28 protein-coding genes and 1 tRNA gene are annotated in these 26,059 nt (G+C 64.0%); 9 read left to right on the top strand and 20 right to left on the bottom strand.

What is annotated here, in order from left to right; genetic code table 11:
- The first annotated feature begins 37 nt into the window (after positions 1-37).
- Positions 38-763 carry a polysaccharide deacetylase family protein gene (locus A7A77_RS06795; protein WP_066555632.1) on the top strand — a complete coding sequence of 242 codons (726 nt, stop codon included), beginning with the start codon at positions 38-40 and terminating at the stop codon, positions 761-763.
- Between the two features lie 254 nt (positions 764-1,017).
- Here A7A77_RS06795 and A7A77_RS06790 read toward each other — a convergent pair whose 3' ends face one another.
- The 6 genes from A7A77_RS06790 to A7A77_RS06765 form a co-directional block, all read right to left on the bottom strand.
- The gene (locus A7A77_RS06790) at positions 1,018-1,389 is read right to left on the bottom strand and encodes a hypothetical protein (RefSeq protein WP_066555630.1); all 372 of its coding nucleotides are present in this window, start codon (positions 1,387-1,389) and stop codon (positions 1,018-1,020) included.
- A gap of 369 nt (positions 1,390-1,758) precedes the next feature.
- The gene (gene clpX, locus A7A77_RS06785; RefSeq protein ID WP_066555628.1) at positions 1,759-3,015 is read right to left on the bottom strand and encodes an ATP-dependent Clp protease ATP-binding subunit ClpX; all 1,257 of its coding nucleotides are present in this window, start codon (positions 3,013-3,015) and stop codon (positions 1,759-1,761) included.
- A 205-nt stretch (positions 3,016-3,220) separates the two neighbouring features.
- On the bottom strand, positions 3,221-3,898 hold the full coding sequence (gene clpP, locus A7A77_RS06780; RefSeq protein ID WP_066555627.1) for an ATP-dependent Clp endopeptidase proteolytic subunit ClpP: 678 nt from the start codon (positions 3,896-3,898) through the stop codon (positions 3,221-3,223).
- 244 nt (positions 3,899-4,142) lie between these two features.
- The gene (locus tag A7A77_RS06775; protein WP_066556030.1) at positions 4,143-5,036 is read right to left on the bottom strand and encodes a peptidase associated/transthyretin-like domain-containing protein; all 894 of its coding nucleotides are present in this window, start codon (positions 5,034-5,036) and stop codon (positions 4,143-4,145) included.
- A 261-nt stretch (positions 5,037-5,297) separates the two neighbouring features.
- Complete coding sequence (gene tig, locus A7A77_RS06770; protein ID WP_066555625.1) at positions 5,298-6,893, bottom strand: trigger factor; 1,596 nt, start codon at positions 6,891-6,893, stop codon at positions 5,298-5,300.
- 82 nt (positions 6,894-6,975) lie between these two features.
- Positions 6,976-7,060 (bottom strand) — tRNA-Leu (locus tag A7A77_RS06765).
- A gap of 114 nt (positions 7,061-7,174) precedes the next feature.
- Between A7A77_RS06765 and A7A77_RS06760 the strand changes: the two genes are divergently transcribed.
- Entirely contained in the window at positions 7,175-7,357 is a 183-nt protein-coding gene (locus A7A77_RS06760; protein WP_066556028.1) for a hypothetical protein, read from the top strand.
- Between the two features lie 19 nt (positions 7,358-7,376).
- Here A7A77_RS06760 and sppA read toward each other — a convergent pair whose 3' ends face one another.
- Positions 7,377-9,272, bottom strand: a complete 1,896-nt coding sequence (sppA, locus tag A7A77_RS06755; RefSeq protein ID WP_066555622.1) for a signal peptide peptidase SppA — start codon at positions 9,270-9,272, stop codon at positions 7,377-7,379.
- A gap of 173 nt (positions 9,273-9,445) precedes the next feature.
- Here sppA and A7A77_RS06750 point away from each other — a divergent pair, with 173 nt between their 5' ends.
- Complete coding sequence (locus tag A7A77_RS06750; protein WP_066555620.1) at positions 9,446-10,477, top strand: aspartate carbamoyltransferase catalytic subunit; 1,032 nt, start codon at positions 9,446-9,448, stop codon at positions 10,475-10,477.
- The gene (locus A7A77_RS06745; RefSeq protein WP_066555619.1) at positions 10,474-11,709 is read left to right on the top strand and encodes a dihydroorotase; all 1,236 of its coding nucleotides are present in this window, start codon (positions 10,474-10,476) and stop codon (positions 11,707-11,709) included. Before A7A77_RS06750 ends, A7A77_RS06745 begins: the two co-directional genes overlap by 4 nt.
- A 130-nt stretch (positions 11,710-11,839) precedes the next feature.
- Here A7A77_RS06745 and A7A77_RS06740 read toward each other — a convergent pair whose 3' ends face one another.
- Both A7A77_RS06740 and A7A77_RS06735 read right to left on the bottom strand, forming a co-directional pair.
- Complete coding sequence (locus A7A77_RS06740) at positions 11,840-12,043, bottom strand: hypothetical protein (protein ID WP_066555618.1); 204 nt, start codon at positions 12,041-12,043, stop codon at positions 11,840-11,842.
- Positions 12,044-12,078: 35 nt separating this feature from the next.
- Positions 12,079-12,435: a hypothetical protein gene (locus A7A77_RS06735; RefSeq protein ID WP_066555615.1), complete on the bottom strand. Its 357-nt coding sequence runs from the start codon at positions 12,433-12,435 to the stop codon at positions 12,079-12,081.
- A 152-nt stretch (positions 12,436-12,587) separates the two neighbouring features.
- On the opposite strand from A7A77_RS06735, the gene A7A77_RS06730 reads away from it, so the two are divergent.
- Positions 12,588-13,010: a DUF3597 domain-containing protein gene (locus tag A7A77_RS06730; protein ID WP_066555613.1), complete on the top strand. Its 423-nt coding sequence runs from the start codon at positions 12,588-12,590 to the stop codon at positions 13,008-13,010.
- Between the two features lie 81 nt (positions 13,011-13,091).
- On the opposite strand, the gene rplT is transcribed toward A7A77_RS06730, so the two are convergent.
- From rplT to A7A77_RS06680, 10 genes are all read right to left on the bottom strand, one after another.
- Positions 13,092-13,451, bottom strand: coding sequence for a 50S ribosomal protein L20 (rplT, locus tag A7A77_RS06725; RefSeq protein WP_066555612.1), 360 nt, complete (start codon positions 13,449-13,451; stop codon positions 13,092-13,094).
- Between the two features lie 13 nt (positions 13,452-13,464).
- Positions 13,465-13,668: a 50S ribosomal protein L35 gene (gene rpmI / locus A7A77_RS06720; RefSeq protein WP_047821885.1), complete on the bottom strand. Its 204-nt coding sequence runs from the start codon at positions 13,666-13,668 to the stop codon at positions 13,465-13,467.
- Between the two features lie 140 nt (positions 13,669-13,808).
- Positions 13,809-14,009, bottom strand: a complete 201-nt coding sequence (locus tag A7A77_RS06715) for a hypothetical protein (RefSeq protein WP_066555611.1) — start codon at positions 14,007-14,009, stop codon at positions 13,809-13,811.
- 161 nt (positions 14,010-14,170) lie between these two features.
- Entirely contained in the window at positions 14,171-14,572 is a 402-nt protein-coding gene (locus A7A77_RS06710) for a gamma-glutamylcyclotransferase family protein (protein ID WP_066555610.1), read from the bottom strand.
- Position 14,573: 1 nt separating this feature from the next.
- The gene (locus A7A77_RS06705; protein ID WP_066555607.1) at positions 14,574-15,356 is read right to left on the bottom strand and encodes an inositol monophosphatase family protein; all 783 of its coding nucleotides are present in this window, start codon (positions 15,354-15,356) and stop codon (positions 14,574-14,576) included.
- A 32-nt stretch (positions 15,357-15,388) separates the two neighbouring features.
- On the bottom strand, positions 15,389-15,811 hold the full coding sequence (locus A7A77_RS06700; RefSeq protein ID WP_066555605.1) for a cupin domain-containing protein: 423 nt from the start codon (positions 15,809-15,811) through the stop codon (positions 15,389-15,391).
- Between the two features lie 39 nt (positions 15,812-15,850).
- A complete protein-coding gene (locus A7A77_RS06695) occupies positions 15,851-16,786 on the bottom strand; it encodes a ribose-phosphate pyrophosphokinase (protein WP_066555603.1) in 936 nt (311 codons plus the stop codon).
- Between the two features lie 126 nt (positions 16,787-16,912).
- Positions 16,913-17,887, bottom strand: a complete 975-nt coding sequence (glpX, locus tag A7A77_RS06690; RefSeq protein WP_082835965.1) for a class II fructose-bisphosphatase — start codon at positions 17,885-17,887, stop codon at positions 16,913-16,915.
- Between the two features lie 91 nt (positions 17,888-17,978).
- Positions 17,979-19,313 carry a homoserine dehydrogenase gene (locus A7A77_RS06685; RefSeq protein WP_245638414.1) on the bottom strand — a complete coding sequence of 445 codons (1,335 nt, stop codon included), beginning with the start codon at positions 19,311-19,313 and terminating at the stop codon, positions 17,979-17,981.
- Positions 19,314-19,407: 94 nt separating this feature from the next.
- Positions 19,408-20,280: a hypothetical protein gene (locus A7A77_RS06680; protein WP_156500462.1), complete on the bottom strand. Its 873-nt coding sequence runs from the start codon at positions 20,278-20,280 to the stop codon at positions 19,408-19,410.
- A 409-nt stretch (positions 20,281-20,689) separates the two neighbouring features.
- Between A7A77_RS06680 and A7A77_RS06675 the strand changes: the two genes are divergently transcribed.
- The 4 genes from A7A77_RS06675 (at position 20,690) to A7A77_RS06660 (ending at position 23,350) form a co-directional block, all read left to right on the top strand.
- Positions 20,690-21,346, top strand: coding sequence for a TonB family protein (locus A7A77_RS06675; RefSeq protein ID WP_066555599.1), 657 nt, complete (start codon positions 20,690-20,692; stop codon positions 21,344-21,346).
- Between the two features lie 84 nt (positions 21,347-21,430).
- The gene (locus A7A77_RS06670) at positions 21,431-22,201 is read left to right on the top strand and encodes a MotA/TolQ/ExbB proton channel family protein (protein ID WP_066555597.1); all 771 of its coding nucleotides are present in this window, start codon (positions 21,431-21,433) and stop codon (positions 22,199-22,201) included.
- A 121-nt stretch (positions 22,202-22,322) separates the two neighbouring features.
- Positions 22,323-22,853, top strand: coding sequence for an ExbD/TolR family protein (locus A7A77_RS06665; RefSeq protein ID WP_066555596.1), 531 nt, complete (start codon positions 22,323-22,325; stop codon positions 22,851-22,853).
- A 29-nt stretch (positions 22,854-22,882) separates the two neighbouring features.
- A complete protein-coding gene (locus A7A77_RS06660) occupies positions 22,883-23,350 on the top strand; it encodes an ExbD/TolR family protein (protein WP_066555595.1) in 468 nt (155 codons plus the stop codon).
- Positions 23,351-23,437: 87 nt separating this feature from the next.
- Here A7A77_RS06660 and A7A77_RS06655 read toward each other — a convergent pair whose 3' ends face one another.
- Entirely contained in the window at positions 23,438-25,885 is a 2,448-nt protein-coding gene (locus A7A77_RS06655) for a ligase-associated DNA damage response DEXH box helicase (protein ID WP_066555594.1), read from the bottom strand.
- Positions 25,886-26,059: the final 174 nt, after the last annotated feature.

Genomic DNA, 26,059 nt, shown 5'->3' with positions numbered 1-26,059 from the left:
CCGTAGAGGGGCGTCTGCCCGCTACGACGGGGGATTCATGAACAGCGAGCGGATTAAAGGGATTCTGCTGCGTACCGGTCTTGTGATCGGCATCATCGCGTGCCTGCTCACGATGTTCGTGAACCTGGCCACGCTGCGCTGTTTCAATGCCATTTTCGATGCGACATGCAGCGTTTCCACAACCCGCAACGTCGTCGCGCTGACCTTCAGCGACGGGCCAAGCTCCTATGCGGACGAGATCATTGCCGACCTTGCCCGGCACGATGCGAAAGCAACGTTCTTCTTTTCCGGCCAGAAGCTGGAGAACGACATGGCGGTGGCCAAACGCACGCTGGCGGCGGGGCATGAACTCGGCAGCCTCGGCTGGTCGAACCAGGTGATGGAGGACCAGCCGCAGGCGTTCTACGCGCAGGAAGTCGCAAAGACCGACAAACTGCTGCGCGAAGCCGGTGTGAAAAAGCCGAAGCTGTTCCGCCCGCCCTACGGCGTGCGATCGGTCGGCCTGCTGTGGGAACTGCACAACGCGGATTACCACCTGGTGATGTGGGACGTATCCGACAATGGCCGGCGAGAGGCTCCGCCCGAAGCCTATGCAAACGCCATCCTTGCGCAAGTCCGCCCCGGATCGATCGTGATGCTGCATGCCCTTGGCGCGGACGACGACGAAGCCCGCGCCGCCCTGCCGCTGATCCTTGCCGGATTGAATGAAAAGGGCCTGAAATCGGTGACCGTCAGTGAACTGCTGGAAGCGCAGGGTAAATAGTGTCACGCTGCGGGTGACAAAGGTGACACCCTGTCACCCTGCGTGATCGCGAGCAAACACCTGAAAAACATAGGGAACGCGGATGATGTCACGGGTGACACATGTCCGGCGACAACCAACGATGACAAAGAGCGGCGTGGATTGTGACGCCGGATGCGCGTGTAGGAAAATGTTTTTGGTGAAGAGGGAAAGTGCCGCTTTCACCTTACGCATAGCGGTGGCGGAATAGCAGCTATTAGGGTGGGAAGCCGACGTTAGCGTTGCCAGACGATGAACGTGGCATTTGAGGTGCAACCCATCGCTTTGATCATCTCTTGCTCGTCGAAGCCGGGCAACTCCATTAGGGCATCAAGAACTTTCTTCTCGCCCGTGGCGCCTTGAGGAAAGCCACAGGCAAGTTGGCCATCTGCACCATACAACAACCACCACACATCCGCGCCCCAAGGTCCGCTATCATTGGTTGCAATAGCGACGGTTTTTAGGTCTTCGCGCGGCGCGAAGACTGTTTTGCCGGTTTGATCGGTCGCGCGAAAGCCGGCCTCGTTAGCGGAGACGATCCACAAAGATTCGGGATGAAGCCCCCTTGGCTTTCTGAACCGATCAATGAAAGACTTCAGCCAGTTCATCGTTGTCCAATGGCACGACTACCTACAGTCCGCAACGTAGTCGCTAGCCGACTGTCCGCTACAAGCAACCAACGGGGCGCCGAAGGCGACTCCCGCAAACGCAACCGCGCCGCGCCTTTTTCAAGCGAAATCAGAGCTAAGCGAGATGGCCGAAGACCAACCCAAGCGTACCGGATGGTCCGCGCCCGGCGTTTGAGGGTGCCCGAAGTCAGGTTGACCCACCAACGACTCCTCTTCGTCAGTTCGTCCGGGCGAAGTCGAAAACGTCGAGCTTGCGAGCATCGGCGCGCAGCGTACTTCAGTACGTGAGCACCGACGCGCAGCAAATCGGCATTTGCAGGCCTGCACGGGCGGGCTGGCGGACAGGCGTTAAGCGGCCGCTTCCTTGCCCTTGTGGACCTGCACCGGTTCCTTGCGACCTTCGACGACGTCCTTGTCGACAACGACTTCGGTCACGTCTTCCAGTGTCGGCAGGTCGAACATCGTGTCGAGCAGGATCGCTTCCACGATGGAACGCAGGCCGCGTGCGCCGGTCTTGCGCTTGATCGCCTTCTCCGCGATCGCTTCAAGCGCGTCGTCGGTGAAAGTGAGCGCCACGTCCTCAAGCTCAAACAGCTTCTGGTACTGCTTCACCAGCGCATTCTTCGGCTCCGACAGGATCTTCACCAGCGCCGCGACGTCGAGGTCTTCCAGCGTGGCGATGACCGGCAGGCGGCCGACGAATTCGGGGATCAGGCCGAACTTCAGCAGATCTTCCGGCTCCGCCTTGCCCAGCAGTTCGCCGACCTTGCGCTTTTCCGGATCGGCGACATGCGCGCCGAAGCCGATCGAACGCTTCTGCAAACGGTCGGAAATCAGCTTTTCAAGGCCCGCGAACGCGCCGCCGCAGATGAACAGGATGTTCGTCGTGTCGACCTGCAGGAACTCCTGCTGCGGATGCTTGCGACCGCCCTGCGGCGGGACGGAGGCGGTGGTGCCTTCCATCAGCTTCAGCAAGGCCTGCTGCACACCCTCGCCCGAAACGTCGCGGGTGATGGAGGGGTTTTCGGCCTTGCGCGTGATCTTGTCGATCTCGTCGATGTAGACGATGCCGTGCTGGGCCTTCTCGACGTTGTAGTCGCTGGCCTGCAGCAGCTTGAGGATGATGTTCTCGACATCCTCGCCCACATAGCCCGCTTCGGTCAGCGTGGTGGCGTCGGCCATCGTGAAGGGCACGTCGAACGTGCGCGCCAGCGTCTGGGCCAGCAGCGTCTTGCCCGAACCGGTCGGGCCGACGAGCAGGATGTTCGACTTCGCCAGTTCGACGTCGTTGCCCTTGCCGCTGTGCTTCAGCCGCTTGTAGTGGTTGTGCACGGCGACGGAGAGGACGCGCTTCGCACGATCCTGCCCGATCACGTAATCGTTGAGCGTCTGGAAGATCTCGGCCGGCGTCGGTACGCCTCCGTCCTTCTTGCCGGCGATTCCGGCCTTCGTCTCTTCACGAATGATGTCGTTGCACAGTTCGACGCATTCATCGCAGATGAACACGGTCGGCCCGGCGATCAGCTTGCGCACCTCGTGCTGCGACTTTCCGCAGAAACTGCAGTAAAGTGTGCTCTTGCTGTCCGATCCACTGACTTTGGTCATATTCCGTCCTGAAGCACCCGGACTCGGGCCGCTTTATTCGAATTTACGCGTGGCCCCGTGAGAATCAACCACGCAGGCACCTGTGCGTGCAAGGTCGATGCATAACTGCAACGCCCTGTCCGCGCGGTTAATCTACCGTTTGCCCGCTTCGCCCCGCACCGCAAGCCGGTGTGAAGCAGCGTCCCGTTACGGAGCGAAAGCCGCGTCAGCTGCCGCTCTCTGCATCGGTGCGGCTGACGAAGACCTGGTCGACAAGGCCGAATTCCTTGGCCTCGTCCGCTTCCAGGAAGGTGTCGCGGTCCATCGCCTTCTCGATCGTGTCGAGGTCCTTGCCGGTGTATTTCACGTAAAGGTCGTTCATCCGGCGGCGGATGCGCAGGATTTCGCGGGCCTGAATCTCGATATCAGAAGCCATGCCGCGCGCGCCGCCCGAAGGCTGGTGGATCATGATGCGCGCATTGGGCAGCGCGATGCGCATGCCCGGTTCGCCGGCGGCCAGCAGGAAGCTGCCCATCGATGCGGCCTGCCCGATGCAGACGGTGGAAACGCGCGGCTTGATGTACTGCATGGTGTCATGGATCGCCATGCCCGCCGTGACGACACCGCCCGGCGAGTTGATGTACATCGAGATGTCCTTGTTGCTGTCCTCGCTTTCAAGGAACAGCAGCTGCGCGACGATGAGCGACGCCATCGTATCCTCGACCTGGCCGGTCACGAAGACGATGCGTTCGCGCAGCAGGCGCGAGAAGATGTCGAAGCTGCGTTCGCCGCGGCTCGTCTGCTCTACCACGACGGGGACGAGAGCGCCGGTTGCCGGATCGGTGGTGAATTGGCCCTGAGAACCGAAGGCAGTCGCGCCGGTGGCGCCAAACAGGTCGAGCATGGACTTCCTCTTGAAATTGCCAGCCCTATTTCGGCGTTGGGTTTGCGGACTTCAAGGGGGTTAACCGATGCGGGGAAAAGTCGTGCCGCTGCGGGCCATGCCGCGCGGGCAATCCAGCCAACCCGCGCCGATGGCCAGAGCAAATGGCCAGAGCAAAAATGGGAAGCGCCCGGAGGAAAGGGACTGGTTTTCCTCCGGGCGCCTGTATGCAACGATAGGTGATGCGTGGTGGTGGCCCCACGTTTCAGGTCGCGATACCGACCGTTGCTACAGCTGAGTAACCGGCGGCGGCAGAACCGGTGGCGATCATGGTCATCGCCTCCTTCTGCGCGGCCGTATTGTCTCCGAATACGTTGTCGGTGGCGATGGATTCGCCCACATAGTTGGACTTGCTCGTCGCGTAGGCGGATGTGGCATAGACCGCCTGGTTCTCCGCATCGGGCATCGCGAACTGGCTGATCAGCAGAGCATAGCGACCCGATGTTGCATTGGCGAGGCTCGAATAGACTTCGAAATGGATGTGCGGGAAGCGACCGTTGTAGCAGCCCGGCCAGATCGTGGTGAACGTCACTTGCCCGTTGGCATCGGAAACCTGCACGCCGCGCAGGTAGCTTTCGTTGGGCAGGTCGTAGAGCGAATAGTCGCCCTCCACGTCGCAGTGCCAGATATAGACGGCATATCCCGCCAGCGCCGCACAGGCGTTGTTGGCATCGGCAAGCGTGATCGTGATGGTCAGCTCGACGCCCTCTGCCACACTGGTCGAACTGCCGAGGAAGCTGGGGCGGATATCGCTGCGCACCACGCCGCTTTCGACCAACACGTTCGAACTGAGCCCGCGCGAGGTGTTCGTGCCATCCGCCGGATAGGGGCCGTTGGTTTCCGAGGCATAGGTGGTGCAGGCGGAAGAGGTCGAGCCCGTCGCGCTCACGCTTGACGAAGGCGTCGGCGTTGTCGTGGCGACGGTCGTGCCGGTGCTGCCCGACCCTGACGAATCCGAACCGCCGCAACCGGCCAGCAGCGCCGTCGCGCCCACGCCGCCGAAAAGGCCCAGCGCCCGGCGTCGACCGATCGCGACGCGCTCCATCGCGGCAATATCGCGGGCCAGTTGCTGTCCGTCGTGGTGATGATGGTCGCTCATCGGATAATCGTCCTTGTTCGCATTACCCTGTTGTCGAGGCAGGGAAAGCCACGCGAAACGGACGATTGCAATGCCCCGGCGGCCCGGTGCGACAATGTGCGACAAAGTTCGACGAAGCGAATACGAACGTTGCCATCCTGATACCGGGAACGCCTTCTCGCCACCGGCGACCGGCGCGCAAACGCAAAGGGCCGGGGAAGGACGAACCCTCCCCGGCCCTGCAATGTTTGTCGCGATTCGCCCCGTGAGAGGCGGCTGCGCTTACTCGGCGTCGGCCTTCTTGGCCGGAGCCTTCTTGGCGGCCGGCTTCTTGGCAGGAGCCTTCTTCGCAGCAGGCTTGGCTTCCGCGCCGTCAGCCTTCTCGGCTGCCTTCTTGGCGGGAGCTTTCTTGGCCGGGGCCTTCTTCGCAGCAGGCTTTTCCTCGGCAGCGTCTTCGGCTGCGTCGTCGGCCTTCTTGGCGGGGGCCTTCTTGGCCGGAGCCTTCTTCGCAGCCGGCTTCTTGGCGGCGGGCTTGGCTTCGGCCTCGCCTTCGTCAGCCTCGATCGCGGCCTGCAGCTCGTCCTTGGTCACTTCGCGTTCGGTGACATCGGCCTTGTCGAACAGGAAGTCGACGACCTTGTCCTCGTAAAGCGGGGCGCGCAGCTGTGCAGCGGCCATCGGCTCGTTGCGGACATATTCCATGAACCGTTCACGGTCTTCGGGGCGATACTGCTGCGCGGCCTGCGCCATCAGCATCTGCATTTCCTGGTTCGAGACTTCGACGCCGTTGGCCTGGCCGATTTCCGACAGGAGCAGGCCCAGACGCACGCGGCGTTCGGCGATGCGACGGTAATCGTCCTTCTCGCCCTCGATCTCCTTCAGCGCGGCTTCGGGATCTTCCTCGCGAGCGGCTTCCTGCGTGAGCTGGTTCCAGATCTGCTCGAACTCTGCTTCCACCATGGTCGGCGGAACGGCGAAGTCGTGGCCGGCGGCCAGCTGGTCGAGCAGCTGGCGCTTCATCTGCGTGCGGGTCAGGCCGGCAGTTTCCTGCTCCAGCTGGCCCTTCAGCAGTTCCTTCAGCTTGTCGAGACCTTCGAGGCCGAGGTTCTTGGCGAACTCGTCGTCCACCTTGGTCTCGGTCGCGACTTTCACTTCCTTGACGACGATGTCGAAGGTCGCTTCCTTGCCCTTCAGGTGTTCAGCCTGATAGTCGGCGGGGAAGGTCACGGTGATGGTCTTTTCCTCACCGGTCTTCGCACCGATCAGCTGTTCCTCGAAACCGGGGATGAAACGGCCCGATCCGATTTCCAGCGCCGCGTCTTCGGCCTTGCCGCCTTCGAATTCCACACCGTCAAGCTTGCCGGTGAAGTCGATGATCAGCTGGTCGCCCTCTGCGGCCTTCTTCGTCTTTGCGGCAGCCTTGAACGACTTCTGCTGGCCGGCGATACGCTCCACCGCTTCCATCACTTCGTCGTCGGAAACGGGCACGGTCAGCTTTTCAAGCTTCAGGCCGTCGATGGCCGGTGCCTCGATCTCTGGCAGCACTTCCAGTTCGACGGTGACTTCCGCGTCCTTGCCCTGTTCGTAACCTTCGCCAAGCGAGACGGCAGGCTGCATCGCGGGGCGCAGCTTGTTTTCGGCCATCACCTTGTCGACCGATTCGCGGACAACAGCCTGCAGCGCGTCGGCGTGGATCGCCTCGCCGTGCATCTTCTTCACCAGGTTGGCGGGCACCTTGCCGGGGCGGAAGCCGGGCATGCGCACTTGCGGTGCGATGCGCTTCACTTCGGCGCTGATGCGCGAATCAATCTCGGAAGCGGGAATCTTGACGGCGTAGGCGCGGGCCAGCCCGTCGTTCTTGGTCTCGGAAATCTGCATGGGGTTCCCTTTCAGGGGTATCTCTCGTCAGGCGTAACAGTGAACGCCGCAAGTATCCGCGCCGGTTGCCGCCATTTCGGCCTGGTGCGGGCGAAGGGACTCGAACCCCCACATCTTGCGATACCAGAACCTAAATCTGGCGCGTCTACCAGTTCCGCCACGCCCGCGGCGACCTTCGCAAACCATTACGGCATGAAAATCGGCTCGCGCGCCTCTATCCAAAGCGTACGAAAAGCGCAAGCATTGCGGGATATCTTGCAGCACAGGAGCGTTTCAGGATCATGGCAACGCAACCCGATCCCAAACCAGACACCGTCGAACCGGTGTCTCCCCCCGAAACCCCGCCGGTGATTACACCGGACGAACAGCCGCAGATCGACCCGTCGCCCGGCCCCGGCATTGACGAGCCCGGACCCGACATCATCGAACCGGCCGCCCCGCCGGAAACGCCCGCGGAGTTCTGAGGGTCAGGATACTAAGGGCCTAGCGGCTCGCCAACGCCTCGAACGCGGCGAGCCAGTCTTGCACCTGCGCGCCCGATGGTTGGGGCGCGGCAGAACCGACCAGCGGCGGACAGGCCATGCACCGTGCCTGCACCGACGGACCGGAAAACAGCATGAGCTGCATGTCCCGCACCATCGCGGCAAAGGCCGCGTCGCGCCCGGCCACGGCCATTTCGGCAAGGCCCACCGGCTCTGCCGCTTCTTCCTCCGGCGCGATCAGGCCTTGTACGAAGGTGGCAAACCGGTCCGGCTCGGGCTCGATATACTGGGCGTGCCACTCGCCGTCCTTCAGTCCGGCCTCCTTCGCGGCAAAGGCCACCGCATCGTTCAGCCCGCCCAGCCGGTCGACCAGCCCCACCTGCCGCGCAGCGCCGCCGGGCCACATCCGCCCTTCGGCCACTTCCAGCATCTGGTCGCGCGTCTTGCCGCGCGACTTGCCGACGAGATCTAGGAACCGGTCGTACTGGTTCTCGGTCTGCATCTGCATGATCTCGTCCACCTCCGGCGACAGGCCACCGAGGAAATCGGGCTGTCCGGCAAGTGGCGTGGTGCGCAGCGATTCGGTGCGCACGCCGAACTTATCCAGCGTCCCCTCCACACTCGGCATCACGAGGAACACACCGATCGAACCGGTTACCGTCGAAGGTTCGGCGAAGATCGTGGTTGCGGGCGTTGCCACGTAATAACCGCCGCTGGCCGCCGAATTGGCCATCGACGCGACGATGGGAATGCCCTTCGCCTTGTGCCGCAGGATCGCCTGCCGCATCCGTTCGGCCGCCGAAACCAGCCCGCCGGGCGAATCGATACGGATGACCAGTGCGGCCAGATCATCGTCCAGCGCATCGTCGATCAACGCGGCGATCCGGTCTCCGCCCGCAGTGCCCGGACCGGCATTGCCGCCGACCATTTCGCCCGCGATGGTGACGACGCCGATGGCCTTGCCCGCTTTCTTCGCAGGCTCCGCCTTGTTCCACACCTGATAGCCCGTGTGCGCGAAGGCGGCGGGGTTGTCGGGTTCCGACTTGTCCTTGCCGACCAGCTTGGCAACCCGCGCGGCGAAATCCTCCCGCGTGCCCAGCTTGTCGACCAGTCCGTAAGCCAGTGCCGCTTTCGCCGCATCGCCGCCAGCCGCGCGGATCGCGGCGACGGGGTCTTTCGCGATATCGGCAAACTTCGCCTTGGGCCGCGCCTTGGCGACATCGTCCTGCCGCACCTGCCACACGCCATCAAGAAGTGCGGTCAGGTCGGCGCGGGCATCGTCCGAAAACGAAGTGCGGGAATAGGGTTCGACCGCGCTCTTGTACCGGCCCGCCTTGTAGACATGGACGTTCACGCCAAGCTTTTCGGCCAGTTCGCCATAGAACAGGATCGTGCCGCCCGGCCCCGTCACCAGCGCGCCGCCCATCGGGTCCAGCCAGATCTCGCTGGCGTGGGCGGCAAGCTGCATCGTGGGGCCGGTATAGACGATGGCATGGGCCAGCACCGGCTTCTTCGCGGCGCGAACCTTGTCCAGCGCCTCGCCCAGTTCGCCGGTATGGGCCGGGCCCGCGCCAAGGAACTCGTCCAGATCGAGCACGACCGCCTTGATCCGGTCATCGGTCGCCGCACCCTCTATCGCGCGCAGCACATCGCGGAAGCGGTGTTCGCGGGTGGGCACCCCGCGCGAGGCGAGGACGGCCAGAGGGTCGAACGCCTGCGGCTCTTCTACCACCACGCCGTCCAGCTTCACCAGCAGCGCGCCGTCCACCACTTCATGCGCGGCGGGGCGCATGGAAAGCAGGGCATAGAGCCCCATGAAGAACATCAGGATCAGCAGGAGCACCAGCCCGTCCTTGATCGCGACGAGCATTTTCCAGACCTTACGAGCGAACGTCATTCGGACCCCTGTTTTCATCTGCGACGCGCAAGGCCGTATTTGCCACGCGCGTTCAGGCGCATAGCTAGGGCGCGCAAGGCCGGCGGCAAAGGGGAAATCGGCAAAGGGCGTGGGTTCATGTCGATCGGCGGCTTGCCCTTCGCCGCGAAGGTGACTAGGGCACCGGTCTCAAGATGAGCGACGCCCCCTCCCCTTCCTCCACCCGCTATCCCGCCGGTGGCGAGGCGTTTCCCCACAAGGACCTGACCGGCATTTCCGAACTCGCCCCGTGGCAGATCCTCTATCTGCTGGACGAGGCGGAGCAGTGGGTGGAACTGAACCGGCGCGCGACGAAGCATGTCGATGCGCTGGCGGGCCTGACGATCATCAACGCCTTCTTCGAAAATTCCACGCGCACGCTGCTTTCGTTCGAAATCGCGGGCAAGCGGCTGGGCGCGGACGTCGTGAACATGCACGCCGCACAGTCCAGCGTGAAAAAGGGCGAGACCCTGATCGACACCGCCGCGACGCTGAATGCGATGCAGGTCGATGCCATCGTCATCCGCCATGCATCTTCGGGCGCGGTGCGGCTGATCGCGGACAAGGTCGACTGCCCCGTGCTGAACGCGGGCGACGGGCGGCACGAACACCCGACGCAGGCGCTGCTCGACGCGCTGACCATGCGGTACTGGATGCGTTCGCGCGGGTTCGAGGAATTCAACGGGCTGAAAGTCGCGATCTGCGGCGATATCCTGCACAGCCGCGTCGCGCGTTCCAACGTGCTGCTGTTGACGGCGCTGGGGGCGGAAGTGCGCGTGTGTGCGCCACCTGCCCTGATGCCCGCCGCGATGGAACAGATGCGCGTGACGCCCTTCGTCAATTTCGACGAGGCGATCGACGGCGCGGACGTGGTGATGATGCTGCGCCTGCAGAATGAACGGATGAGTGGGCCTTTCATCCCCTCTGCCCGCGAATACCGTTACCTCTACGGCCTGACCAAGGAGCGGCTGAAGCGCGCCGCGCCCCATGCCCTTGTCATGCATCCCGGCCCGATGAACCGCGGGGTGGAGATCGACAGCGACGTTGCCGACATGCCGGAAATCGACGGGATGTTGCGCAGCGCGATCACGCGGCAGGTGGAAATGGGCGTGGCGATCCGCATGGCCTGCCTCGACGTGCTGACCCGCCGCGCGCGCGGCGTTGCCGGTTGGGAGCCGAACGCATGAGGCCGTTTGCCCCCCTTACCATCACCGGCGGCCGTTTGTTGACCGGATCGGGTGAGGCGCAATCCGGCGCCATCCGTTGCGAAGGCGACCGCATCGTCGCGGTGGGCGACATCGCTGCATCCGATGGCGACCGGACGCTGGATGCGAAGGGCAAGCTGGTCATGCCCGGCATCATCGACCTTGGCGTGTTCGAAATCGACAAGCCCGCCTTCCACTTCGGCGGGATCACCCGCGCCGCGCTGATGCCGGACCAGAACCCGCCGCTGGACTATCCGGCGCGCGTGCGTTTCGCGGCCAGCTTCGGCAAGCCCGATTTCTGGGTCCACCCCGTCGCCGCCGCGACGCGCGGGCTGGAAGGGAACGAACTGCCCGAACTGGGCCTGATGCGCGAAGCGGGCGCGCGCGCCGTTTCATCAGGCCGCAAGTGGATCGGCGATTCGGGCGTGATGCTGCGCGTGCTGCAATATGCCGCGATGCTGGGCCTGCCCTTCATCGCCCATGCAGAGGATGCGGGGCTTTCCGGCGGCTCTGTCGCCACCGATGGCGAAACCGCAACGCGCCTCGGCCTTGCCAGCGCGCCTGCAGAGGCCGAAGCGCTAGCCGTGGCGCGCGATATCGCGCTGGCCGAAATGGCAGGCGCGCACCTCCACATCCGGCAAGTGACGACGGCTGCCGCGCTCGATCTCGTCCGCGCGGCCAAGGCGCGCGGCGCACGCGTGACGTGCGGGGTGACGCCGGCGCACTTCATGCTTTCCGACATCGCGGTGAACGGGTTCCTGACCTTTGCGCGCCTCTCGCCCCCTTTGCGGGCCGAAAGTGACCGTCAGGCCGTGCGCGCCGCTCTGGCGGACGGGACGATCGATGTCATCGCATCGGGCCACGATCCGCGCGGGCCGGAAGACAAGCGCCTGCCCTTTGCCGACGCGGCCCCCGGCATGGCGGGCGCGGAAACGCTGCTGCCGCTGACGCTGGGCCTCGTACGCGACGGCGTGATCGACATGCCCCGCATGGTCGACCTGCTCTGCGTCAATCCGGCAAAGATCCTCGGCGTGCCTGCGGGCAGGCTGGAAGCGGGGCTGGAAGCCGACATTGCCGTGATCGATCCGGATCGCCCGTGGATCGTCGATTCCGACAGGATGCAGGCGCAGGCGGGCAATACCCCCTTTGACAAGCAGCCGGTACAGGGCCGGACCATCGCCCTGTTCAAGGGCGGGCTGGAACTGAAGCCCTGAAGCCGGCTCTGGCCGCCTGCAAATCGCGATCTTGCACGCTTCCGGTGCTCACGACCTGAAGGTCGCTGCGCTCCGGGTCTTGCAATATCACAATTTTCAGCAGGCCATCATCCGGCTTCACCGTTCGGATTCAATCCGCCTCGCGCGCGGCTTCGGTCAGCGAGGTGTCTTCAGGCGTCGGGATCGTCCAGATCGCGACGTTCAGCGCCATGACAGCGGCGGCGATCACCATCAGCACGGCGCGTTTCCGGTCGCCCTTTTTCCACGCGATCCATCCGCCGCCCAGCATGGCCAGCGCGCCGAGAACCAGCAGGGACAGGACGATATCGCTCATGGCCTGATTGTGCCGCCGCCCGTTGCTGTTGGTGCTTATTTCTTGCCAAAGAAGCCGGAAGCCATGCTCGCGATGTCATCAAGCGGATTGCCGTCGCCATCGCGGTCCAGCATCTTCAGGATGCTGGCAGCCTGCGGGCTGTCGAGCATGCGGGCGAATTCGCCCAGCGAACCTTCGCCACCGATCTGCTGTACGATCTGGCCAAGGATGCCGGTATCCAGCCCCGTCTTGCGCGCAGCCAGTTCGACCGTATCGCCGGGTTCGGCATGGGACTTGCCAAGGGCGGCGATCGCCATTTCGGCCATGGCCGGATCGATGCCCAGCTTCGCTGCCATGTTGGCAACGTCGGAATGTTCGCCCAGCTGGTTCAGGATACCGTCGAATGCGCCCATGTCATGCTCCTTTTGGTGGCCACACCCGCTCTATCAACCAGCATCATGGCGCGGGCAAGGGGCATGCATCGGATTGCGGGAACATAGCGGCGTCTCGCTCGCTGAAACGGAAAGGACCGCATCGAGAGGTCCGCCCGAACAGGAGCGATCGCATGAGCATTTTCGGCAAGATCAAGGATGCCATCTTCGGCAAGAAAAAGGACAAGCCCGACGTAGAGATCATCGTCGATGGCAAGACCGTCGGCAAGGACGGCCAGTACCATGCGCCGCCCGCAGGCGGCATGCCGCCGCCCACCGCGACCACGACGAACGGCGGCGTAATGGCCGATGTCGATGTTGAGGAACAGCTGGCGGCGATGCCGGGCGCGAAGAACCTGAACTGGCGAACCTCGATCGTCGACCTGATGAAGCTGGTCGGCATCGACCCCAGCTACGAAAACCGCAAGGAACTCGCCCGTGAACTGGGCGACACCGACTATTCGGGCAAGGCGGAAGAGAACATTGCCCTGCACCGTGCTGTGATGAACGGGCTGGCGAAAAACGGCGGCAAGGTGCCGGCTTCGATGCTGGACTGAACCCGCGCACCGCAGACACGAAAAAGCCCGCCGGTCCGTGATGGACCGGCGGGCTTTTTTCCGGGCCGAAGCCGCTTTCCCTTAGGCGGGGAGAGCCTGCTTCGCCTGTGCGATGATCGCACCGAAAGCGGCGCTTTCGTTCATCGCGAGATCGGCCATGACCTTGCGGTCCAGCTCGATCCCGGCGAGCTTCGCACCGTGCATGAACTGCGAGTAGGTCAGGCCTTCTGCGCGGACAGCGGCGTTGATGCGCTGGATCCACAGGGCGCGGAAGTTCCGCTTCTTAACCTTGCGGTCGCGATAGGCGTACTGACCGGCCTTTTCGACAGCCTGACGAGCAACGCGGATCGTGTTCTTGCGACGGCCGCGATAGCCCTTCGCCTGTTCAAGAAGCCGCTTGTGCTTTGCGCGGGTGGTTACACCCCTTTTGACGCGTGCCATGTTCCGTTACTCCTCAGTTCAGCCCGTAGGGCGCCCACTTCTTGATCGTCTTCGCGTCTGCGTCGCTGATCACGGTGGTGCCGCGGTTCTGGCGGATGTACTTGCCGTTGTGGCTGATGAGGCGGTGGCGCTTGCCGGCGACGCCGTGCTTGACCTTGCCGGTGGCGGTGAGCTTGAAGCGCTTCTTAACGCCGCTCTTCGTCTTAAGCTTGGGCATTTTCATCTCCTTGTCAGAGACACGTCCAAACCAGCCCTGGCAGCCCTTTTGGCCAGGCCGGCGGTGAATCACGTGTCGTTGAAGTGCGCGCCCCTACAGCGCGGCGGGCCGGATGGCAAGACTCTATGCTGGCGGAAGCGTCAATCCAGCGATTGCAGGATGAACCACGACAGGCCGGTGCCGCCGATGAACAGCATCCACGACCACGGGAAAGAGACGTTCTGAATGTGCATCGTATGCACGTAGAGCGCCCCGCCGGTCGTGCCGCCGTTGTGCAGTACCATCGACACGATCCACGAAAAGAGCGCGCCCGGTATCAAGGCCTTGTAAAGTGCAATCATGATCCAATCGACCTCTACGTCGCAGTTTCGGTCGGGAGGCAGATTCGCGCAGCAGGGTTAATATTTCGCTTAAAAGCGGGGCCAACTGGCCAATTGTCATGATTTGAACAGGACTGGTGCCCCGCAAAATCGGCGTCAGTGTCCGTCCCGGCTCGTCACGATCAGCTTGTCAGTATCTGATGGCCGCCACTCTCCAGCCAGCGCAGAAAATCGCCATCGGGGATCGCCACCGCCGCAGCGGGCAGCGGCCCGCGCCAGATCCATGCCTGTGCCACAAGCGTCGCATCTGCGGTGCGCGCCCGCATCGCCTTGCGCCGGTATTCCGTCCCCTCGTACCGGTCCAGCCGCATAAGATCGCGCCGCTCCAGCGTGCAATCGGCGACTACGCCGCGCACCCTGCCGGGGCCGCGCAGCAGTGCCGGATACCAGCCACTTGGCGAAGGCACGGCATAGATCACGCCCGGCACCGTTGCCGTTTCGACAGACAAGGTTCGCTCCCGCACGAAGCGCGACATCGCGGTATCGGCCTCGCCCATCAGCGTGCCGTAGAGGAAGAGCTTCATCTCAGTGAGAGCAGGCCAGCGCTTCGACGACATCTTCCAGTCGCGCCGGATCGCCCAGCGCAATGACATGGCCGTCGCTGTCGGCGTTCAGCGGCTCGCCATGCCAGTCCGCCATCGTCCCGCCCGCACCTTCGACCACCGGAATCAGCGCGGCGAAATCGTGCAGCTTCAGCCCCGCCTCGCACACGATGTCGAGCTGGCCCGAGGCAAGCATTGCGTAGTTGTAGCAATCGCCGCCCATCACCATGCGCTTGTGATCGGTCTGCGCGGCAAGAGCCATGAAATGCTCGCCCTGATGATCGTCGAAATAGTGCGGGCCGGTCGTGGCCAGTGTCGCGCCGGAAAGCTCGCGGCAGGCGCGGGTGCGGATTTCGGCGCCGTTGAACAGCGTCGGCATGCCCATCGCGCCGACCCAGCGCTCTCCGCTGATGGGCTGGTCGATGATCCCGATCAGCGGCCATCCGTCCACCATCAGCGAGATGAGCGTGCCGAAGATCGGCCGCCCGGCAAGGAACCCCGCCGTACCGTCGATCGGGTCCAGCACCCACTGGCGGCTGGCGCCGGTATTCTCGCTGCCGAATTCCTCTCCGATGATGCCGTCGGTCGGACGTTCGGCACCAAGGATTGCGCGCATCACCTTCTCCGCCTCCCGATCGGCGATGGTGACGGGCGTGGCATCGCCCTTGCGGTCGCTGTCCAGCGCGGTGCGGAAATGCGGGCGGATCGCCGCGCCCGCCGCATCGGCAAGGCGCGCGGCAAGCGCAATATCGTCAGTCAGGTTCATGGCGCCAGCCCATGCCACGCGCGCCACGCGGGTCAAGGGGTTTGCTGCGGTTCCCCGCTCTCGCGCGGGACGGGAATGCGTTCGGGCTGCCCCTTCACGTGCACGCGAAAGACGATGGCCCGCGCCCCTTCCGGCCCGCCGATCGGTTCATGGATCGCACGCGGCGGGATGACGCGCGCATCGCCCGCCTTCAGCAGCACGTCGGGCACGCCTTCCTCTATATGGATCGCCGACCCTTCGATCACGTAGAGGAACTCCTCCCCCGGATGATAATGGCGCGGCACCTGTGAGCCGGGCGGGATCACCACGTCGGAGATGATGACCTCAAGTTCAGGAGCAGCCGTGACCGGCGCGCGCAGCATCTCGTTCGAGCCGGGCGGCATGCCGTGATCGCCATGCGCATGGGCCGGCATCGCCATGCCGGCAAGCGCAAGCGGCAGCAGGATCGTTCGCATTTTCCTTCCCCCGTTGTTTGCGAGGGCGGAAGGCTACGCTTAATCGAACAGCGAGGAAACCGAGCTTTCGTCCGCGATGCGGCGGATAGCCTCGCCGATCAGGGTGGCGATGGAAAGGACACGGATCTTGTCCGATTCCTTGGCCGCCTCGGTCGGCTGGATGGTGTCGGTGATGACCAGTTCGGTCAGGGCGGAATTCGACACCTTGGCCACCGCGCCGCCCGAAAGGACGCCGTGGGTGATGTAGGCGACGACCGATTTCGCGCCCTGGTCCAGCAACGCCTGCGCCGCGTTGCACAGCGTGCCGCCCGAATCGATGATGTCGTCGATCAGGATGCAGTGGCGATCCTTCACCTCGCCGATGATGTTCATCACTTCCGATTCGCCGGGGCGATCACGGCGCTTGTCAACGATGGCCAGCGGCGCATTGTCGAGCCGCTTGGCCAGCGCGCGGGCGCGGACCACGCCGCCCACGTCGGGCGATACAACCATCAGCGACTGGTCGCCGTAACGGGCCTGGATGTCGGCCGCCATCGCGGGCGCGGCGAACAGGTTGTCGGTCGGGATGTCGAAGAACCCCTGGATCTGCCCGGCGTGCAGGTCCACCGCCAGCACGCGGTCGGCACCCGCGCGGGTGATGATGTCGGCCACCAGCTTGGCGGAGATCGGCGTGCGCGGTCCCGGCTTCCGGTCCTGGCGGGCATAGCCGAAATAGGGGATCACGGCCGTGATGCGGCGGGCCGACGCGCGCTTCAGCGCATCGATGCCGATCAGCAGTTCCATCAGGTTGTCGTTGGCGGGAAAACTGGTCGACTGGACGATGAAAACGTCCTCGCCGCGCACGTTCTCGTGAATCTCGACGAAGATTTCCTCGTCGGCGAAGCGGCGCACGCTCGCGTCGGTCAGCGGTACTTCCAGATAACCCGCGATGGCGCGCGCCAGTGGCAGGTTGGCGTTGCCCGACATGATCTTCATCGCGTGACTCCCGTTTGGCCGATTCCCGATGCGAGCGGCCTTAGCGACGAGTCCCGCGATTGCAACAAAAGGCTGGCCCGGCGCGGTGGATTTCTCCCGCCCGCGCCGCGGCCGATCGAACGGCGATCAGTCTTTGTGGTGATGTTCGCCGCGAACCCAGCGCACCGTGCCCGAAGATGCGCGCATGACAACGCTTTCGGTCGTGAACTTGCCGCCCTTCAGGTGTTTCACGCCGCTCAGCAGCGAACCGTCGGTCACGCCGGTTGCCGCGAAGATGCAGTCGCCCTTGGCAAGGTCCCGCAAGCTATAGATGCGGTCGAGATCGTCGATCCCCCACTTGCGCGCGCGCGCGCGTTCATCTTCGTTGCGAAACAGCAGCTTGCCCTGGAACTGGCCGCCCACGCAGCGCAGCGCGGCACAGGCCAGCACGCCTTCGGGCGCGCCACCGGCACCCATGTAAATGTCGATCGTGGTTTCCGGATTGGTCGTCGCGATCACGCCCGCAACGTCGCCATCGGGGATCAGCACGATGCCGCAGCCCAGCGCGCGCAATTCGGCGATGATATCGGCATGGCGCGGACGGTCGAGAACACAGGCGATGATCTGGTGCGGTTCGACGCCCTTGGCAGCCGCCAGCGACTTCACGTTTTCGGTCGGGCTCTTGGTCAGGTCGATCGTGCCTTCGGGATAGCCGGGGCCGATCGCGATCTTCTGCATGTAGACATCGGGCGCGTTCAGCAGGCAGCCTTCTTCGGCAGCGGCCAGAACGGCCAGCGCGTTGGGGCCGGCCTTTGCCGTGATCGTCGTGCCTTCCAGCGGATCGAGCGCGATGTCGATCTTCGGCCCCTTGCCGATCGCGCCGCCGACCTTTTCGCCGATGTAGAGCATGGGGGCCTCGTCACGCTCGCCCTCTCCGATGACGACGGTGCCGTCCATGTAGAGTTCGTCGAAAGCCTTGCGCATCGCTTCGACCGCGGCGTGGTCCGCCGCCTTCTCGTCACCGCGACCGATGAGATAGGATGCCGCGATGGCGGCCGCTTCGGTCACGCGAACCATTTCGAGGACGAGAACGCGGTCGAGTACGTCGCTTGCTGTGGGCACTTGTCTGATTTCCCCTGATCGGATTTTCGGCGCAAGCCCTAGCCCTGCCCGACCGGCTTGTCGAGCAAGGCGCCGGGCCGACGATGGACGATTATTGTTTCAGGATATGCATCACCAGCGGCGGTTCGGTCAGGCTGTCCGATCCGGCAAGCAGGTCTAGCGCCTTGACCACGCAGGCTTCCTCGCCCTCGTGCGTGACCATGGCGACCATGACCGAACCGTCGGCGCCTTCGCCCTTCTGGATCAGGCTTTCGATCGAAACCCCGCCATCGCGCATCGCCGCGGTCAGCTCGGCGAGAACGCCGGGGCGGTCGGCGACCATGAAGCGCAAGTAGGCTTTGCCCACGCGGTCGCCGGTTTCGGCGGGCACTGTCGGATCCAGTTCGGTAACGGGGATGGAGAACGGCGGGTCGATCTCGTTCTCACTCTCCCACAGGCGGGCAATGTCGATGATGTCGGCCACCACAGCGCTGGCCGTCGGCCCGTCGCCCGCGCCCGCGCCCTGAAACAGCAGGCGGCCGGAGAAGTTGCCCTCTGCCACGACGGCGTTGGTCGCGCCGTCGACATGGGCCAGCGGGTGATCGCGCGGGACGAGGTAGGGATGGACGCGCTGGAACAGCAGTTCCTTGCCGTCCTCCGTCCCTTCCACGCGGGCCATGCCGATCAGGCGGATGACATAGCCCAGCGAATCGGCCTGCGCGATGTCGGCAGCCAGCACGCGGCGGATGCCGTTAGTGCTTACCGCATCGAAATCCAGCTGGGTGCCGAACGCGATCGACGCAAGGATCGACAGCTTGTGCGCGGCGTCGATGCCGTCGATGTCGAAGGTGGGGTCGGCCTCTGCGTAACCCATCGCCTGCGCTTCGGAGAGGACGTCGGCGAAGTCGCGACCCGTGTCCTCCATGGTGGACAGGATGTAATTGCAGGTGCCGTTAAGGATGCCGTAAACGCGCTCGATCTCGTTCGCGGCCGCGCCTTCGCGCAGCCCCTTGATAACCGGAATGCCGCCCGCGACCGCCGCTTCGAAGCGCACCGGAACGCCCGCGCCTTCCGCCTCGCGCGCCAGCCCGAGCCCGTGGTGAGCGATCATCGCCTTGTTCGCAGTGACGAAAGCCTTGCCGCCGGCAATCGCCTTGCGCGCCAGCGTCAGTGCCGGACCGTCGGACCCGCCGACAAGTTCGACCACCACGTCCACATCATCGCGCGAAGGCAGCGCGGTCATGTCGTCTTCCCATGCATAGGGCGACAGGTCCACGCCGCGATCCTTGCCGCGATCGCGCGCGCTGACCGCGACTATCTTCAGCGGCCTTCCGCAGCGGCGTTCGATCAGGTCGGCGTTCGTCTCGATCAGGCGAATCACGCCCGCTCCGACGGTTCCAAGACCCGCCAGGGCCAGGCGCAGGGGTTGTTTGGTCGTCTCGCTCACAGCTCTTCCGTCTCTCGCCGTCATGATCGCATGTATGCGCGCCCGTTAGGCGAGGAGAGCGCCAAAGGCCAGAGCCAAGCGCGAACAGGTGTGATCAGAACACGCGCTGGCGCCCGCATTGCCCCAGCTGCTGCACAACCAGAGCATAGTCGCGCGCCGCGGCCTGCCGCAGTGAGGGATCGGTCGCGATCTGTGCCGATGCCGGCAGCTGCGCCGGCAAGGCGCAGGCAAGGCGATACCATGCCAGAGTGTTTGGCGCTGGCGGCGTCGCCTCGATATCGACCAGCTCGCCGGTCGACAGGCCCCAGCGCGGCGGACCGTTCGGGCGGCGCACCACCGCGATGGATGCGGGATCGCCGTTCGCGGTTTTCAGGAAGATCTGCGTCTCGCCCTCACCGGCCAGATTGCCGGGCGTGTGATAGGCATCGCGCACGCCCGTCACTTCAGGTGCGGCATCGGCAGAAACGATTTCGGCCAGCAGCGCCCTGACGCGGGCCTCTCCGGCATAGGCCAGCGGCACTTGCGCGTCGGGCGCAACCAGCTGCAATTCATCGACCCGGCCCGCGACGGGGCGGGCGAAGACGACCATCGTCTGCTTCCTGATACGCGGCATCTTGCCCCGCGCGTCCAACTTGATGTCGGCAAGATACTTGACCTTCCCGCCGATCGCGGCCTTGCCGGCCAGCAACGTTTTCGTCTCCGCCTCGACATAGGCGCGGGCCCATCCGGCCTTCACCGGGCCGGTGCGTTCGGGATCGAGCCGCGAGGCTTTCTTCACCTCCACGATCGCGACCATCGGGGCAGCGGTGGCAAGGTCCGCAAGGTCCGAAAAAGCCATGACAGGCACCGATTCGCTCGAAACGCCCGGCGCGGACTGCTGTGCAAATGCAGGCAAAGCCGTAACCGCACCTGATGAAAATGTCAGGGCAAGCGCGCCGATCGCGGATCGGGAAATGCGAATATTCATATTTGCGTCCATGTCTTTTCAGCTTCGTGACCACCGGCCCCTAAAGGGCCGATAGCGCTGCACGACCCCAAGCACAAAGCGGTGCAATACGTTTTGCAGCACATAACGATTCGGTCGGTGAATCGGTCCTTAATCACAAAGCAATTGCGCGCTTCGGACAACAACGCTAACAATCCCGAAAAAAGGGGCTGGGCACGATCCGGCTCATCGACGAGTGCGTGCTCAACGGTTTTCTTCCGTCCGGTGTCAGGTCGGGTGGAGCAAAGCCGGTAACATGCATCCCGGAAACTTGATCCGGCAGGGTGGAAAAGATGAGGCGTCCGATCCGGCAGGCGACTGTCGGTTTGTGCGTGTGTTGGGGTGCGCCCAATCGGGTATACCTGTAAGTTTTTTGGAGTGATCCGTCTGAATGGCCTATGCTGACCAACAGATGAGCGGCAACAAGATTGCCGCGATTGTCATCGTTGCGCTGATACACATCGCGGCTCTCTACGCTCTCGTCACCGGACTCGCCTATGAGGCGATCGAGAAGGTGAAGGAGACCGTGACGGCTGTGAACATATCGGAACCGCCACCACCACCGCCGCCGCCGCCGCCGCCGCCGCCGGAAGATGCTCCGGTCCTGCCGCCGCCGCCGGTTGCCCCTCCCCCGATGGTCCAGATCACGCGCCCCGCGCCGCCGATCCAGACGATCCCGACGATCCCGCCGCCGGCTCCGCCCGTGCTGCGCGTTCCGCCGCCGGCTCCCGCCCCGCCGCCCGCGCCTTCGCAGGCCCGTGGCGCCACGCCGGACAACCAGCGTCGCTGGGCTGGCCGAATCCAGGAAAACTATCCCAGTCGCGCCCTGCGTAACGAGGAAGAAGGCCGCGTCGGCGTTCGCGTCGTCGTCGATTCGAGTGGCCGCGTCAGCGATTGCTCGGTGACCAGTTCCAGCGGATCGTCTTCGCTCGACGAAGGTGCTTGCGACGGTATGCGCCGCTATGCCCGCTTCAATCCGGCGCTCGATCGTGACGGCAACCCGACTTCGGGTTCGTACAGCACGACGATCGTCTACCAGCTCAATTGATCAAGGGCCGGGCGCACATCCCATGCACCCGGCCAATCCCTCTTTGAACCAAACATAGCCAATTTGATTGAAGGATATCCCGTAATGCTCATCGAAATCATGGCCGCAGCCGCCGAAGCGGCTCCGCAGAACAAGTTCGGCTTTGCCGAAGCACTGGAACAGGGCGGTTTCATCGCCTACGCAACGGTCGTCATTCTCGGCATCATGTCGTTCGGCTCGTTCTACATCCTGTTCACGAAGTTCTTCGAACAGAACAAGATTCTTCGCCAGGGCCGCGAAATCCGCACCACTTTCTGGCGCGCCGGTTCGCTGCGCGAAGGCGCCGGCAAGCTGGAAAAGAACTCGGCCTATCGCCAGATCGTCGATGACGGCATCGCCGCTGAAGAACAGCACGCCAAGATGACCGACAGCCTCGAAGCCCACGACTGGCTGCACGGCTCGCTCGCTCGTTCCGAAGCGCTGATCAACGCCCGCCTTGCCGGTGGCCTTCCGTTCCTCGCAACCGTCGGTGCGACCGCACCGTTCATCGGTCTGTTCGGTACCGTGGTCGGCATCTACCGCGCACTGATCGCGATCGGCATCGCCGGTTCGGCCTCGATCGACAAGGTCGCCGGCCCCGTCGGTGAAGCTCTGATCATGACCGCGCTCGGCCTGCTCGTCGCCGTTCCGGCCGTGCTTGCCTACAACTACCTGCAGGCTCGCAACAAGCGTATCGCAGAGCACCTGTCGGGCTTCTCGACGGACGTTCTGGCCAACATCAACTCGGGCGGCGCCGTGAAGCCGGCCGTCGTTGCTGCGGCTGCCAAGAAGCCCGCTCCGGCAACCACGGCTGCCGGCGCTCCGGTCAAGAAGTAAGCGTACGTGAAAGGGGCGCGGCGTCAGGCGATACCGCGTCCCTCCCTCCCGCTACGGCGGCAGGGAGCCTTTCAGGCATGAAGGCCCGGCTTTCGGGCAAAGTACGAGATAGGATGAGATAATGGCGATATCTGCGGGATCCGGCGGCGCTGAAACGCCCATGTCGGATATCAACACCACGCCGCTCGTCGACGTGATGCTGGTTCTGCTGATCATCTTCCTGATCGCGGTCCCGGTCGCGATCCAGTCGATCGAGCAGCTGAAGGTGCCGATCCTCGTTTCCGAGGAATCGAAAGACAAGGTCGAGAACCTCTCGATCTCCATCACGGCGACGGACGCAAATGGCATCAGCCCGGGTGAACCGGGCTACCGCGGCGCGGTGCGCAACGGCGAATGCCGCGTTTACATCGGCGCAACCCCGGTCGATTCGGCCGAGTTGAACAAGAAGGCGTTCGACCGCCTCGACGCGATCATCAAGCGCGAGGGTGGTATCGAGGCGCTGGCGGAAGATCCGGAAAAGATCCCCGAAGTCCACATCCGCGGTGACGTTAACACCCCGTGGAAGTGCGTGGCCGGCACGATCTACCAGATTCAGACCGCCGGTTACCCGACCGTCGGCTTCATCTCGACGCCGGTCGACCCGGCCGGCTAACGCCGCAACCAAGATAAAGGAGACATTCCATGGCAATGTCAGGCGGCAAGGATGACGGCTCGCCGATGATGGAAATGAACACGACGCCGCTTATCGACGTCATGCTCTGTATGCTCATCATCTTCATCCTCTCGATCCCGGTGGCGACTCACGCGGTCAGCATCGATCTTCCGGCTCCTTCCGATGTCCCGTCGGAAGTCGTGATGGACCCGATCAAGAACAAGGTCGTTCTCACCCAGGACGGGCTGATCCTCTGGAACGGCACGCCCTTGAACGAAAACCAGTTCGTCGCAACGCTTCAGCAGTCGCTGGCGATGCCGACCGAACCGGAACTCCAGTTCCAGCCCGAGGAGTTCGCAAGCTACGAACTTTCGGCCAGCGTTCTGAAGATCATCAAGGGATCGGGCGCGACGAAGTTCGGCTTCGTCGGCAACGAACAGTACCGCGATTTCGCGGCTGGTCCGATGGGTATCAACCCCACGACCCATACCGAATAAGCGATCTCACGATTGCCTATGTGAAGAGGGCGGGCCGAACGGTCCGCCCTTTTTCGTTGCGGCGCGTAAATGGCCGATCGCCCTGATCTAATCCGGGCGCATCGCCAAACCACCCAGACTCTCGGCTTCCAGCAGCAAATCATCGTCGGCGGAGCCAGCGGGCAAAGTCTCCCGCCCGATCACCACCATTACCGGCACGGCCAGCGGACTGACCCGCTCCAGCCGCACATGGACGAGTTGATCAGCCGCGCGTTCAAGCACATCGGCAAGGCGCCCCACATCGGTCATACGCGTTCGCGCTTCTGCCCAGGCCGCCTCGATCAGCACATGATCGGGTTCGTACTTTTTCAACACATCGTAGATGAGGTCGGTGCTGAATGTGACCTGCCTGCCGGTCTTGCGCTTGCCGGGTTGTTGCCGTTCAATCAGCCCACCGATCACAGCAGCCTCCCGAAAAGCGCGTCGCAGCAAGTGCGATTCCTGCACCCAGTCGACGAATTCGTGGGCCATGATGTCGGGTGACAGGACGGAAACGGGATCGGCGATCGGCTTCAGGCCCCAGACTGCGAGAGAATAATCGTTGGCCACGAAACCCATCGGCGAAAGGCCCCGTTCCTCCATCCGCCGCGTGACAAGCATGCCGAGCGACTGGTTCGCGTTCCACCCCTCGAAAGTATAGAACACGGTGTATTCCCGCTGCGCATGGGGGAAGCTTTCGACCAGCAGTTCGTCCGGCCCCGGCAGGCGCGAACGCCAGTCCTGCACCTCCAGCCATTCGCGCACATCATCGGGAAAGCGCGCCCAGCCCGCACGGTCGACCAGCATGGCCCGCACCCGCCGCGCCAGATGCGTGGTCAGCGGCATGCGTGCCCCGCCATAACTCGGGATCATCGCGGACTTCTTTGCCGCGCGGACTATGACTTCGCTTTCGCGGATTGCCTCCACCTCCAGGCTAAGTCCTGCGAACTGGAACGTATCGGTGGGCCGCAACGCTGCGGCAAACCGCTCCTCCACCTTGCCCAGCGAGCGTCCGTTGCGAAACCGCACTGTCAGCATCTCGCTATCGACGATGATACCGGCGTTAAGACGGTGCCGCACGGCCTGTTCAGGGTGTGTCAGGCGCCACACGAAGCCACCTTCCCCGTCATCTTCCCGCGTGATCCGCTTGAACCGGTCATAGGCACGCAGGGCATAGCCGCCATCGGCGACGAAGTTCACCACTCGCGCGAACACCGCCTCGTCCACCCTGGCATAGGACAGGCTGGAGCGTATTTCGCGCAGCAGCGCTGCTTCGCTGAACGGTGCGGCACAGGCGCAGGCCATGACATGCTGGGCCAGCACGTCGAGGCTGCCGGGGCGGAAATCCTCTCCGTCACGCACGCCTTCCTCAACCGCATCCTTTGCCGCCTGCGCTTCCAGGAACTCGAACCGGTTGCCGGGAACAAGGATGGCCCGGCTCGCCTGATCTAGCCGGTGATTGGCCCGCCCGATCCTCTGCAAAAGGCGCGACGATCCCTTGGGTGCGCCCATCTGGACCACGCAATCGATGTCGCCCCAGTCGACACCAAGGTCGAGGCTGGCCGTGGCCACAAGCGCGCGCAGTTCGCCCCGCGCCATCGCGCCTTCCACCTTGCGCCGCGCCTCCACGGACAGCGAACCGTGATGGATGCCGATGGGCAGAACATCGTCGTTCACGTCCCACAGCAGCTGGAAGATATATTCGGCCAGAAACCGCGTGTTGGTGAAGATCAGCGTCGTCTTGTTGCGGCGTATCTCCTCGTAAAGTTGCGGCACGGCCCAGGCGGCGGCATGCCCGCCCCAAGGCACGCGCTCCTCCTCCGGCAGCAGGATGTCGATCACCGGCTCCGCGCCCGGCTCGCCGATGACATGCGCCACGCTTTCGATATCGCCCCACGGCGCCAGCCACTCGCGGTATTGCTCGGGATCGGAAACCGTCGCCGACAGGCCGATCCGGCGCATGTCGGGGGCAATCGCCTGCAAGCGCGCCAATGACAGGGCGAGCAGATCGCCGCGCTTGCCGGTGGCGAAGGCATGGATCTCGTCGATCACGATCCGCTGCAGGCCGGCGAACATGGTGAAGCTTTCCGGATAGGACAGCAGGAGCGAAAGCGATTCCGGCGTCGTCAGCAGGACATGCGGCGGGCGGGCGCGCTGTCGTGCCTTTTTCTGGGATGGCGTGTCGCCGGTCCGGCTCTCCACCCTGATGTCCAGCCCCATCTCCGCGATCGGGGTCATCAGGTTGCGCTGCACGTCGGTCGCCAGCGCCTTCAGTGGCGAGACGTAGAGGGTGTGGAGCCCCTCCGGCGGCTGCCCGCCCGCTCGTTCGGATGTAAAGGCAGCGATCGTCGGCAGGAACCCGGCCAGCGTCTTGCCGGCCCCGGTATCGGCAGTGAGTAGCGCGCTCATCCGCGCATCGTCGGCGGCCAGCATTTCCGCCTGGTGCCTGCGCAACCGCCAGCCGCGCCCGGCGAACCAGTCATCGATTATCGTGGGAATCGGGCGCGTAGCGGACATCGTCCGATCCTAACGCGCGAACCGCGCTTGCCGTGCCGAAACCTGCATCGGAACAGAAAAAAGGCCCGGCAGGACAAGCCAGCCGGGCCATTTAAGTTTGGGAGAGGATGCCTGAAAGGCAGGTTCTTTGTGCACCGCAACACGCCGCATTGCAACTGCGAAAAAGACACTTGT

The sequence above is a fragment of the Croceicoccus bisphenolivorans genome (assembly GCF_001634625.1).
In the GTDB taxonomy this organism is placed as follows: Bacteria; Pseudomonadota; Alphaproteobacteria; order Sphingomonadales; family Sphingomonadaceae; genus Croceicoccus; species Croceicoccus bisphenolivorans.
The sequence above is the reverse complement of the archived record's forward strand: the minus strand, read 5'-3'. Positions and strand labels throughout refer to the sequence as shown.

Coding starts and splice junctions, on each gene's coding strand:
- A7A77_RS06740 (WP_066555618.1), bottom strand. CDS start 12,043: ATGAGCGATATCGTCCTGTCCCTGCTGGTTCTCGGCGCGCTGGCCATG.
- A7A77_RS06675 (WP_066555599.1), top strand. CDS start 20,690: ATGGCCTATGCTGACCAACAGATGAGCGGCAACAAGATTGCCGCGATT.
- clpP (WP_066555627.1), bottom strand. CDS start 3,898: ATGCTCGACCTGTTTGGCGCCACCGGCGCGACTGCCTTCGGTTCTCAG.
- A7A77_RS06710 (WP_066555610.1), bottom strand. CDS start 14,572: ATGAAGCTCTTCCTCTACGGCACGCTGATGGGCGAGGCCGATACCGCG.
- rplT (WP_066555612.1), bottom strand. CDS start 13,451: ATGGCACGCGTCAAAAGGGGTGTAACCACCCGCGCAAAGCACAAGCGG.
- A7A77_RS06655 (WP_066555594.1), bottom strand. CDS start 25,885: ATGTCCGCTACGCGCCCGATTCCCACGATAATCGATGACTGGTTCGCC.
- rpmI (WP_047821885.1), bottom strand. CDS start 13,668: ATGCCCAAGCTTAAGACGAAGAGCGGCGTTAAGAAGCGCTTCAAGCTC.
- A7A77_RS06750 (WP_066555620.1), top strand. CDS start 9,446: ATGAGCGACGCCCCCTCCCCTTCCTCCACCCGCTATCCCGCCGGTGGC.
- A7A77_RS06660 (WP_066555595.1), top strand. CDS start 22,883: ATGGCAATGTCAGGCGGCAAGGATGACGGCTCGCCGATGATGGAAATG.
- A7A77_RS06735 (WP_066555615.1), bottom strand. CDS start 12,435: ATGGGCGCATTCGACGGTATCCTGAACCAGCTGGGCGAACATTCCGAC.
- A7A77_RS06665 (WP_066555596.1), top strand. CDS start 22,323: ATGGCGATATCTGCGGGATCCGGCGGCGCTGAAACGCCCATGTCGGAT.
- A7A77_RS06730 (WP_066555613.1), top strand. CDS start 12,588: ATGAGCATTTTCGGCAAGATCAAGGATGCCATCTTCGGCAAGAAAAAG.
- A7A77_RS06680 (WP_156500462.1), bottom strand. CDS start 20,280: ATGAATATTCGCATTTCCCGATCCGCGATCGGCGCGCTTGCCCTGACA.
- A7A77_RS06715 (WP_066555611.1), bottom strand. CDS start 14,009: ATGATTGCACTTTACAAGGCCTTGATACCGGGCGCGCTCTTTTCGTGG.
- A7A77_RS06695 (WP_066555603.1), bottom strand. CDS start 16,786: ATGAAGATCATGTCGGGCAACGCCAACCTGCCACTGGCGCGCGCCATC.
- A7A77_RS06775 (WP_066556030.1), bottom strand. CDS start 5,036: ATGAGCGACCATCATCACCACGACGGACAGCAACTGGCCCGCGATATT.
- A7A77_RS06795 (WP_066555632.1), top strand. CDS start 38: ATGAACAGCGAGCGGATTAAAGGGATTCTGCTGCGTACCGGTCTTGTG.
- tig (WP_066555625.1), bottom strand. CDS start 6,893: ATGCAGATTTCCGAGACCAAGAACGACGGGCTGGCCCGCGCCTACGCC.
- A7A77_RS06705 (WP_066555607.1), bottom strand. CDS start 15,356: ATGAACCTGACTGACGATATTGCGCTTGCCGCGCGCCTTGCCGATGCG.
- A7A77_RS06760 (WP_066556028.1), top strand. CDS start 7,175: ATGGCAACGCAACCCGATCCCAAACCAGACACCGTCGAACCGGTGTCT.
- clpX (WP_066555628.1), bottom strand. CDS start 3,015: ATGACCAAAGTCAGTGGATCGGACAGCAAGAGCACACTTTACTGCAGT.
- A7A77_RS06700 (WP_066555605.1), bottom strand. CDS start 15,811: ATGCGAACGATCCTGCTGCCGCTTGCGCTTGCCGGCATGGCGATGCCG.
- A7A77_RS06790 (WP_066555630.1), bottom strand. CDS start 1,389: ATGAACTGGCTGAAGTCTTTCATTGATCGGTTCAGAAAGCCAAGGGGG.
- A7A77_RS06670 (WP_066555597.1), top strand. CDS start 21,431: ATGCTCATCGAAATCATGGCCGCAGCCGCCGAAGCGGCTCCGCAGAAC.
- sppA (WP_066555622.1), bottom strand. CDS start 9,272: ATGACGTTCGCTCGTAAGGTCTGGAAAATGCTCGTCGCGATCAAGGAC.
- A7A77_RS06745 (WP_066555619.1), top strand. CDS start 10,474: ATGAGGCCGTTTGCCCCCCTTACCATCACCGGCGGCCGTTTGTTGACC.